This is a genomic window from Streptomyces sp. NPDC020807, assembly GCF_040641575.1.
GTDB lineage: Bacteria > Actinomycetota > Actinomycetes > Streptomycetales > Streptomycetaceae > Streptomyces.
The window spans coordinates 1-2,184 of record NZ_JBFADU010000057.1; the positions used below are offsets into that span (position 1 = coordinate 1).

The window sequence follows — 2,184 nt, forward strand, 5'->3', positions numbered from 1 at the left end:
CGCCTCGAACAGGTCCACCAGCGAACCCGCAACCGGCTCCGTGGCCGTGTCGTTCCACTCCACCAGCACCCGGCCGCGCTCCCCCTCGTCGAGGACGCGGAGCGTGCGCAGGGGCACGTCGGTGCCGCCGTCGAGTGCGGTCTCCAGGGCGTCGAGGAGCTGCTCGACGGTGGTGCGGGCGAGGGTGGTCACGGCGGTGGGGTCGATGGGCTCGGCGGCGTCGACGGAGAGGCTGATGCGGTCGCCGTTGTCGTCCACGAGCAGGGCCAGCGGGTAGTTGGACATCTCGCGGGCGTAGAGCAGGCGGGTGCCGTCGAGTGTGGTGTTCCAGCTCGCTTCGGCGTCCTGGCCGGCGTTGTGGCGGTAGTTGAGGAAGGAGGTGAAGAGCGGGGTGTCTCCCGTGATCCCGCTGGCGCGCTGGGCGACGGCGAGGGGGGCGTGCTCGTGTTCGAGGAGTTCGGCGAGCTGTCCGCGGGTGGCGGACAGGGCCTGGAGCGCGCAGAGTTCGCCGGTGCGGATGCGGACCGGAAGCATGTTCATGAAGGGTCCGGGCACGCGGTCGGCGCCGGAGCCCGCGTTCATCCGGCCCAGCAGGACGGTGCCGAAGACGACGTCGTCGCGGCCGCTGAGCGTGGCGAGGACGCGGGCCCAGGCGACGTGGAGCACGGTCGCCGTGCTGACTCCGGCCCGGCGTGCGGCGGTGCGCAGGCGGGCGGTCAGGCCGTCTTCGAGGGGCAGCAGGGCGAGTCGGGAGTCGGCGCCGTCGCCGCGTACGTCGGCCATGCCGTAGGGGGCGGTGGGTTCGGTGATGTCGCCGAGGAGGTCGGTGAAGTAGCGGGTGTGGTCGGTGCGGGCGGCGGTTCCGCGTACCTGGGCGACGAACGTCCGGAAGGGCAGGGGTGTGGGCAGGGTGTCGCCGTGGCCGGCGAGGATCGCCTCGACCTCGTCGAGGACGATCTGCAGCGCCGTGTGGTCGCGGACCAGGTGGTGCATGCGCAGGAGGACGAGCACACGGCTGTCGCCCGTGGCGGCGAGGTGCAGGTCGAGCAGGGGTGCCTGTCCGAGGTCCATGGCGCCGCCTGCGGCGGCGAGGAGCTGCTCGACCGGGTCACCGGGACCGGCCCCGGTCCCGGTCCCGGTCCCGGTCCCGGTCCCGGCGTCGAGGGTGACCTCGGTGACGGGCAGGGTGGCGTGGCGCCGGACGACCTGGACGGGTTCGCGGAGGCCTTCCCAGGCGAAGGAGGTGCGGTAGATGTCGTGCCGGTCGACGACCTGCTGGAGGGCGGCGGCGAAGGCGGTGACGCGGTCGCGGGTGTCGAACTCGAAGACCGCCGGCATGACGTAGGCGTCGTCGCCGCCGTCGGCGAGGATGTGGTGGAAGAGCAGGCCCTCCTGGAGGGGGGCGAGGGGGTAGACGTCGGCGATGTTCGCGGCGCCGCCGTCGACGGTGGCGACGACGGAGGCGAGCTCGTCCTCGGTGAGGTCGACCAGCGGCAGCATCGCGGGGGTGAGCACGGTGGCGCCGGCCGGGATCAGGTTGTCGGGGACCTCGATCCGCTCGGCTCCGGCGGACCGCGCGACGGCGTGGGGGGTCGGGGCGTCGAACAGCGTCTTGAGCGAGATCGTGACGCCGTGGGTGCGGAGGGTCTCGATGAGGCGGACGGCGAGGAGGGAGTGGCCTCCGAGGCGGAAGAAGTCGTCGTCGACGCCGACGTGGTCGAGGCCGAGGACTTCGGCGAAGGCCGCGCAGAGGATCTCCTCGCGGACGGTGGCCGGGCCTCTCCCCCCGCCCGCGACGGCGGCGAAGTCGGGGGCGGGCAGGGCCTTGCGGTCCAGCTTGCCGTTGACGCTGAGCGGGAGCTCGTCCAGGACCACGACGGCCGACGGCACCATCGCCGCGGGCAGCCGCTCGGCCGCGAACTCGGCGACAGCCGGGGCTATTTCACCGGCCGACGCGTCACCGGTCGGTACGACGTAGGCGACGAGCCGGGTGTCTCCCGGGGTGTCCTCGCGGGCGACGACGGCGACCTGCGCGACCTGGTCGTGCCCGGCGAGGACCGTCCGCACCTCACCCGGCTCGACCCGTACCCCACGGATCTTGACCTGTTCGTCGGCGCGGCCGAGGTACTCGATCTGACCGTCGGTGTTCCAGCGGACGACGTCGCCGGTGCGGTACATCCGCTC

At 73.1% G+C, this 2,184-nt stretch carries 1 protein-coding gene; it reads right to left on the minus strand.

What is annotated here, in order from left to right:
• A partial coding sequence (locus tag AB0G79_RS33290; protein WP_360813223.1) for a condensation domain-containing protein occupies window positions 1-2,184 on the minus strand: 2,184 nt, incomplete at both ends.